Consider the following 7,417-nt stretch of genomic DNA (forward strand, 5'->3'; position numbering starts at 1 on the left):
TTCGTTGTACCTGTTGTTCGCAACCCCCACCAACGCGGCCCGTAACCCGCCGCGTCGTCAATGCCCGGCGACTTGTCGTGCCGGGCGACAGAAGGGTCACCCCCCATGAAGCGAACCCCCCGCCTACTGGCGCTGGCAGTGTCATTCCTGCTGGCAGTGGTAGGTGTCCTCATCACGCAGACGTCGGCCCAGGCGGACAACGTCGTCGTGAACCCGGACTTCGAGGCCGGCTCCGTCGCGCCGTGGTCCTGTACCGGCGGGCTCGGCTCGGTGGTCAGCACCCCGGTCCACTCCGGTAACGGCGCGCTCGCCGGCGCGGCCAGCGGCTCGGACACCGCCCAGTGCAGCCAGACCGTGACGGTCAAGCCGAACTCGACCTACGTGGTCAGCGCCTGGGTGCGCGGCAACTACGTCTACCTCGGCGTCAACGGCGGCTCCTCCACCTGGACCGCCTCCGCGTCGTCGTACACGAAGCTCAGCGTGTCCCTCACCACCGGCGCCAACCAGACCACCGCGGTGGTCTTCCTGCACGGCTGGTACGGCCAGGGCACCTACTACGTCGACGACGTCAGCGTCGACGGCCCGCCCGGACCGACGCCCACCCCGACGGTGACGCCGACCGTCACCCCGACCGTCACGCCCACGGTCACCCCGACCGTGACCCCGACCGTCACCCCGACGGTGACCCCCACCGTCACGCCCACCGTGACCCCGACCGTCACGCCCACCGGCAGCACCTGCGCGGTGAAGTCGCGGCCCGCGGGCAAGGTCATCCAGGGCTACTGGGAGAACTGGGACGGCGCCATCAACGGCGTGCACCCGCCGTTCGGCTGGACGCCGATCAACGACCCCCGCATCAAGCAGCACGGCTACAACGTGATCAACGCCGCGTTCCCGGTCATCCTCTCCGACGGCACCGTGCTGTGGGAGGACGGGATGGACGCCACCGTCAAGGTCTCCACCCCGGCTGAGATGTGCGACGCCAAGGCCGCGGGCGCCACGATCCTGATGTCGATCGGCGGCGCGACCGCCGGCATCGACCTCAGCTCCAGCTCCGTCGCCGACAAGTTCGTCGCGACCGTCGTGCCGATCCTGAAGAAGTACAACTTCGACGGCATCGACATCGACATCGAGACCGGTCTGTCCGGCAGCGGCAACATCAACCAGCTGTCGGCCTCGCAGTCCAACCTCATCCGCATCATCGACGGCGTGCTCGCCCAGATGCCCTCCAACTTCGGCCTCACCATGGCTCCCGAGACGGCCTACGTGACCGGCGGAAGCGTGACGTACGGCTCCATCTGGGGCGCCTACCTGCCGATCATCAAGAAGTACGCGGACAACGGCCGCCTGTGGTGGCTGAACATGCAGTACTACAACGGCAGCATGTACGGCTGCTCCGGTGACTCCTACTCCGCGGGCACGGTCCAGGGCTTCACCGCCCAGACCACCTGCCTGAACAACGGTCTGGTCATCCAGGGCACCACGATCAAGGTTCCCTACGACAAGCAGGTTCCCGGTCTGCCCGCGCAGGCCGGCGCCGGAGGCGGCTACATGTCTCCCTCCCTGGTCTCCCAGAGCTGGAATGCCTTCAACGGCCAGCTCAAGGGCCTGATGACCTGGTCCATCAACTGGGACGGGTCGAGGAGCTGGAGCTTCGGCGACAACGTCAAGGCACTGCAGGGCCGCTGACCGGTCCTTGAGGGCCGTCTCCGGACTTCTCGTCCGGGGGCGGCCTTTCGCCTGTTCGGGCCGTCACGGCAGGAAGTGGCCTCCAGGGGGCGAGAGGCCCCACACACGCCGCGAACGTCACTCTCGTTCGATCTCGTCACGGATGTAGGCCTCTGTTTGGCGAACAAGCTGCCGACATTCTGGAATGATCGCGTTCATATCCTGTCGGAGATCGAGACTGACGGACAGTGAGTGAGATGCCCCCCATCGACGAAATCACCGCCTTCGCGTCGGATAAACCGGTCGTAACGGTCATCATCTGCGTGATCGGCCTAGCACTCCTCGGCGTGGCCTACCTCGCGGCCAGAGCCCTCTACCGGGCCGCGAACCAGTTCTTCCACCGTTACGTCGCGCCCCGTCCGGCCGAGGACATCCTCACCATCGTGGCCGCCAGCATCGCCACCGGCGTGTCCGCCCAGGGCATGTGGCGCTTCTCCGGCGACGTGCTCGGCTTCGACGGCCCGCTGCGGCTGCTGCTCTTCGCGTTCATCGAGGTCGCGGTGATCACCAGCGCGGTGCGGGCCCGCCGTAACATGCGGGAGAACTACTCCGCGGGCATCGACGGCATCGCGGTGTGGACGCTCACCGGCCTGTCGGCGGTGCTGTCCAGCATGGACGCCCGCAGTCTCGCCGAGGCCGTCTTCCGCCTGGCGGCCCCGCTGGTCGCCGCCTGGCTGTGGGAACGGGGCATGGCGATCGAACGGCACCGCATCACGGGGCGGCACCGCATCAACTGGCGGCTCACCCCCGAGCGCATGCTGGTCCGCGTCGGTCTCGCCGAGGTCAGCGACCGTACGGCCAGCGAGGTGGACGCCCACCGGCGGCTGACCAGGGTCGCGCTGGCCGCCAAGCGCGCCCGCGCCCTGCGTGAGGCGGGAGCCTCGGACAGGAAGATGCGCGGCGCGCTCACCAAGCTGGACAAGGCGATGGACCGGGCCGTCGAGCACACCGGCCTGGCGGTCGACAGCACCCGCCAGGAGGCGCTGCTGTCCCAGATCGGGGCGCTCTACAACACCTCCGCCCTGATCGACCTGACCCCGCCGGTCCCGTGGGCCCCCGAGGCCGAGGAGCCGCCGCGCCTGACGCACGCGCTGCCCGCGGCGGCGATGGACGACGACGACGAGGGCGAGGTCGAGATGCTCGACTCGCCGCCCCCTGTCGTGGACACCGCCCAGCGCGCCGCCCTGCTGCGCGCCGCCAGGGAGTACTGGGACAAGCAGATCGAGCGCAAGTTCGTCCCCAGGGCGTCCGACATCGCTCACGAGATCGGCATCTCGCTGGCCACCGCCCGTGAGTACCGCGCTCTGTGGAAGCTGGAGCCCCGCGCTCACGCGCTGATCGAGGCCGCCTTCAGGGAGCACGGGATCGTCGACACCGGCACCTTCCCGGCGATCGAGACCCAGCAGGAACGCGTCCTCACCGTCAACGGCTCATCCCATGGCTGAGAACCGGGGCGGGACCGCCGGTCACACCGGTGAGTCCCGCTCCTCGACCTCCGCGCTGCCGTTGACGCGGAGCTTGCGCCGGGCACGCTCGTAGAAGGTCGTGTCGCCGAGCCGTACGACCCAGGCGGCGGCGCGCAGCGCGGTGACGGTGAGCCGGTCTCCCGGCGCCAGGTGGCCCGCGACCGCGCCGTCCACCTCGACGGCCAGCGTGCCGCTCGCCGGGAGCAGTTCCAGGGTGACCTCCTCGTCGGCGGAGAGCACCATGGCCCGGCTGAACGACGAGTGGGCGGCGGCCGGTACGACGAGGAACCCCTCGACCGTGGGGGAGACGATGGGGCCTCCCGCGGAGAAGCTGTAGGCGGTCGATCCCGTCGAGGTGGCGACGATGACGGCGTCGGCGGCGTACCGGACGAAGGGGTGTCCCTCGACGGAGACCGCGACCGCCGACAGCCCGTCACCGGGGATGCGCACCAGGGCGACGTCGTTGAACGCGGTCACCGTGCCGGTCCCCGGCAGCGAGGCCTGCACCGCCATGCGGGGCTCGACGGTGTGACGGTGGCCGTCGATGGCCGACAGCGCCCTGGGCAGCCCGTCGACGTCGATCTCGGCCAGGAAGCCCAGCCTGCCCAGGTTCACCCCGAGGACGGGGGTCGGCCGGCCCGCGATGAGGCGCATGGTGCGCAGCATGGTGCCGTCGCCGCCCAGGCTGACGAGCAGGTCCGCCCGGCCGACGAGCGTCTCGGCGTCCACCGCGACCGCGCTGCAGTCGATGCGCCCGACCTCCTCCGGCAGGCCGAGCACCGTGACGCCGCGCCCGCGCGCCCACCCGATGACGGTGTCGATGGCCGTCTTCGAGTCGCGGCGCGGATGCAGGACCAGTCCGACCGTTTCGACCATGCCCATCTCGCCACTGTACGGCGCTGTGCGGCGCGTCATGCCGCCGCCCGCCCGGGGGTCCTCGGCGGCCTGTAAAAGATCACTTATGTGTATACAGGGCATGATGACTTATAGTTCAACCCAAAAATTCCGTTATAGCCGTTCGATCCGAATTTTCCGACAATGGCGATTTTTGTATTTCACCGAATGATGTTTAATGCTTGACAACCTATTTAACGAACCATCAGGATTGGAGCGCTCCGCGATGGCGGCCTGCGCCTGATCCCCCGTGTCAGGGGGTGGAATGGCGCTTCGAATTCGATCGCGGTCAATCCCCTCGCTCTCTTTTCTCTGATTCAGGTCCCCGGCCCTTTTCGATCCGACACGGATGGATGGTGTGTTGTGACGGAGCTCGATCCCGGAAGGTCGCAGCTGAGCCTCGGTACGGAGGCGGCGCGAAATCTCGCGACGACGACCAAGACGGTTCCGCAGATGCAGGAGATCTCCTCGCGGTGGCTGCTGCGCATGCTGCCGTGGGTGCAGGTCTCCGGTGGCACCTACCGGGTCAACCGGCGCCTCAGCTACACACTTGGCGACGGGCGGGTGAGCTTCACCAGCACCGGCTCCGAGGTGCGGGTCGTGCCCGCTGAGCTGCGTGAGCTGCCCTCACTGCGCGACTTCGACGACTCCGAGGTGCTGCAGGCGCTCGCCGAGCGCTTCACCCAGCGGGACTTCTCCGCGGGGGACGTGCTGGTCCAGGCGGGCCAACCCGCCGACGAGGTGGTGCTCGTCGCGCACGGCAAGGTCAACAAGGTCGGCGCGGGGCCGTACGGTGACGAGGTCGTCCTGACCGTGCTGGCCGGGGGCGACCACTTCGGCGACGAGACGCTGACCGGGCAGCGGGGTGACTGGGAGTTCACGGTCAGGGCCATCACCGCGGGCACGGTTCTGGTCCTGCCCGGGGACGCCTTCCGCGAGATCGCCGACCGTTCCGAGGCGCTCCGCGGCCATCTGCGTCAATTCGAGACGGCCCCGAAGGGCCCGCAGAACAAGTACGGCGAGGCCGCCATCGAGCTGGCCGCCGGGCACAGCGGTGAGCCCGACCTGCCGGGCACGTTCGTCGAGTACGAGCTCGCCCCCCGTGAGTACCAGCTCAGCGTCGCCCAGACCGTGCTGCGGGTGCACACCAGGGTCGCCGACCTCTACAACGACCCCATGGACCAGGTCGAGCAGCAGCTCAGGCTGACCATCGAGGCCCTGCGCGAGCGGCAGGAGCACGAGATGATCAACAATACCGAGTTCGGGTTGCTGCACAACGCCGACCTCAAGCAGCGCATCCACACCCGGACCGGCCCGCCCACCCCGGACGACCTCGACGAGCTGCTCAGCCGCCGCAGGAGGACGCAGTTCTTCCTCGCGCACCCGCGCGCCATCGCCGCCTTCGGCCAGGAGTGCACCCGCCGGGGGATCTACCCCATCGGCGCCGAGTTCGGCGGGCACACCGTCCCGGCCTGGCGAGGCGTCCCGATCTTCCCCTGCAACAAGATCCCGATCACCGGCAGCCGCACCACGTCGATCCTCGCGCTGAGGACCGGCGAGGACGACCAGGGAGTCGTCGGTCTGCACCAGACGGGCATCCCGGACGAGTACCAGCCCAGCCTGTCGGTCCGTTTCATGGGCATCAACGAGAAGGCGATTATCTCCTACCTGGTCAGCGCCTACTACTCCGTCGCGGTTCTGGTTCCCGACGCCCTCGGAATCCTGGAAGACGTCGAACTCGGGCACTGAGAACCGGACACGCGGTCTTTCGAGCTCCCGGTTTTCTTCCTGTCGTGTCCGTGGAGCCGAGAAGCTCGTCGGAGAATGGCGCTCACGCATATCGAGAAATGGGTGTGCAGGCCGGTAGCATCCGAATACGGGTGTTACCGGGCGGGCATGCTCACCCGGGACCCGCGCGCGTTCGGCGCCATGAAGGGCGGGTTTCCACGCGCACACCCACCCGGACACGCCAGATGAGGAGTTCGACCTCATGACCGACCGCTACGAGGGCGTGAAGACATGACGGCGGTTGACGGGGGCCAGACGGCGGACACCACGGCCGACATGCCAGATCTGACCGGGTCCGTCACCGGGGAACGGCCGGTGGTCACCGGGCGGCGACCGTCGGCGGGGACGGCCACCAGGCGGGACCCGGCCGCCGGACAGGCAGGAGAGGGGCGTACGGCGGGCGAGGTGCTCCGCTGGAGCCGTGACACGGTGGAGCCGGCCCTTCGCTCCGCGATCGACACGCTGCCCCCGTCGATGCGGCACATCTCCGGCTACCACTTCGGCTGGTGGGACGAGCACGGCCGACCGACCCAGGCCGACAGCGGCAAGGCGATCCGGCCCGCGCTCGTCCTGCTGGCCGCGGAGGCGGTCGGCGGGACCGCCGCCTCCGCGCTGCCCGCGGCGGTCGCCGTCGAGCTGGCGCACAACTTCTCCCTCCTGCACGACGACGTGATGGACGGCGACCGGACCCGCAGGCACAGGCCGACGGCCTGGAGCGTCTTCGGGGTCAGCCCGGCGATCCTGGCCGGAGACTCCCTGCTGGCGCTGGCCTACGACGCCCTGTCCGCGGGCGGGCATCCGGCGGTCCAGGAGGCGACCCGGATCTTCGGGGTCACGATCCAGGAACTGCTTGAGGGGCAGAGCGCGGACGTGGCCTTCGAGGGGCGCAAGGACGTCGAGCTGGCCGAGTGCCTGGCCATGGTGGCGGGCAAGACGGGCGCCCTGCTGGGGTGCGCCTGCGCGCTCGGCGCCCTGTCCGGCGGCGGCACCCCGGAGCAGGTCGAACGGCTGCGCTCCTTCGGGGCCGACCTGGGACTGGCCTTCCAGCTGGTCGACGACCTGCTGGGTATCTGGGGCGACCCCGAGGTCACCGGCAAACCGGTCTACTCGGATCTGCGAAGCCGTAAGAAATCGCTTCCCGTGGTGGCCGCGCTGGCCTCCCCGACCCCCGCCGGGCGTGAGCTGGCCGGTCTCTACCACCAGGAAGACCCGCTGACCGACACCGACCTGGCCCACGCCGCCGAACTCGTCGACGCCGTCGGCGGGCGGGCCTGGAGCCAGGAGCAGGCCGACGAACTGCTGGCCGGAGCGCTGCGCCACCTGCATGAGGCGCGTCCCGTCGCGCGGGCGGCCGCCGAGCTGAGGACACTCGCCCGGCTCGTCACCCGCCGCGACCGCTGACCCCCGGCCATACCGCTGGATGATGGTCAAGTGCGGGGTATGCCCGCATTGACCGACGATGGCAACCTGATCGCACGTTCGTAGTCAACGCGTTCTGATCAGATTGGATCGTCGTCGTGAGGGTGGCTTTCGTCGGTAAG

General features: G+C 69.2%; 5 protein-coding genes. 4 read left to right on the forward strand and 1 reads right to left on the reverse strand.

Annotated features, from left to right (window positions below; translation table 11 throughout):
• Positions 1–105 precede the first annotated feature (105 nt).
• Both ACFOYY_RS25180 and ACFOYY_RS25185 read left to right on the forward strand, forming a co-directional pair.
• Positions 106–1,689 carry a carbohydrate binding domain-containing protein gene (locus tag ACFOYY_RS25180; protein ID WP_352016138.1) on the forward strand — a complete coding sequence of 528 codons (1,584 nt, stop codon included), beginning with the start codon at positions 106–108 and terminating at the stop codon, positions 1,687–1,689.
• A 236-nt stretch (positions 1,690–1,925) separates the two neighbouring features.
• Positions 1,926–3,173 carry a hypothetical protein gene (locus ACFOYY_RS25185; protein WP_352016139.1) on the forward strand — a complete coding sequence of 416 codons (1,248 nt, stop codon included), beginning with the start codon at positions 1,926–1,928 and terminating at the stop codon, positions 3,171–3,173.
• Between the two features lie 21 nt (positions 3,174–3,194).
• Here ACFOYY_RS25185 and ACFOYY_RS25190 read toward each other — a convergent pair whose 3' ends face one another.
• Positions 3,195–4,076 carry an NAD(+)/NADH kinase gene (locus ACFOYY_RS25190; RefSeq protein ID WP_362781879.1) on the reverse strand — a complete coding sequence of 294 codons (882 nt, stop codon included), beginning with the start codon at positions 4,074–4,076 and terminating at the stop codon, positions 3,195–3,197.
• Positions 4,077–4,451: 375 nt separating this feature from the next.
• Here ACFOYY_RS25190 and ACFOYY_RS25195 point away from each other — a divergent pair, with 375 nt between their 5' ends.
• Both ACFOYY_RS25195 and ACFOYY_RS25200 read left to right on the forward strand, forming a co-directional pair.
• On the forward strand, positions 4,452–5,837 hold the full coding sequence (locus tag ACFOYY_RS25195) for a family 2B encapsulin nanocompartment shell protein (protein WP_352016141.1): 1,386 nt from the start codon (positions 4,452–4,454) through the stop codon (positions 5,835–5,837).
• Between the two features lie 270 nt (positions 5,838–6,107).
• Positions 6,108–7,277, forward strand: coding sequence for a family 2 encapsulin nanocompartment cargo protein polyprenyl transferase (locus ACFOYY_RS25200; protein ID WP_386192622.1), 1,170 nt, complete (start codon positions 6,108–6,110; stop codon positions 7,275–7,277).
• Positions 7,278–7,417 lie beyond the last annotated feature (140 nt).

The organism is Streptosporangium jomthongense (assembly GCF_042650425.1).
Lineage (GTDB): Bacteria > Actinomycetota > Actinomycetes > Streptosporangiales > Streptosporangiaceae > Streptosporangium.

Bases quoted from the DNA above. Each gene is read 5' to 3' on its own strand.
- ACFOYY_RS25180 (WP_352016138.1), top strand. From the start codon at position 106: ATGAAGCGAACCCCCCGCCTACTGGCGCTGGCAGTGTCATTCCTGCTG.
- ACFOYY_RS25200 (WP_386192622.1), top strand. From the start codon at position 6,108: ATGACGGCGGTTGACGGGGGCCAGACGGCGGACACCACGGCCGACATG.
- ACFOYY_RS25185 (WP_352016139.1), top strand. From the start codon at position 1,926: ATGCCCCCCATCGACGAAATCACCGCCTTCGCGTCGGATAAACCGGTC.
- ACFOYY_RS25190 (WP_362781879.1), bottom strand. From the start codon at position 4,076: ATGGGCATGGTCGAAACGGTCGGACTGGTCCTGCATCCGCGCCGCGAC.